We start from the raw sequence: 276 nt of genomic DNA, 5'->3' as shown, positions 1-276 counted from the left end.
ATGCTTTCGGTACACTGGCACCGAACAATCGTGGAGCATACTTGGTGATACCCCATGCATGCAATTTTCGGACAACGGCTGGAGTAATGGCTGCTGTGATTGTTAAACGGACAGGTAACAACAATGTCTTGTGAATGCCGTAAGCAAGAATGAAAACGGATGCCAACGAAGGCTGGTTATCGTCCTCTTCAGGCTGCTTCTTTTCAACTTCCTGGACCTGCAGTTGCTGTTTATACTGCTCTCTCCTTTCTCCAAGTACTCTGCTCTTGGCTTCAC

At 47.5% G+C, this 276-nt stretch carries 1 protein-coding gene; it reads right to left on the bottom strand.

Translation table 11 applies throughout. The features are described from left to right. On the bottom strand, positions 1 to 276 hold a 276-nt coding region (locus PZC42_RS24555), incomplete at both ends, for an FAM210A/B-like domain-containing protein (RefSeq protein WP_277214094.1).

The sequence above is a fragment of the Isoptericola croceus genome, assembly GCF_029382255.1.
GTDB classification, from domain to species: domain Bacteria; phylum Actinomycetota; class Actinomycetes; order Actinomycetales; family Cellulomonadaceae; genus Isoptericola; species Isoptericola croceus.
Note: the sequence above shows the minus strand (reverse complement) of the source record. Positions and strands in the feature narration are given on the sequence as shown.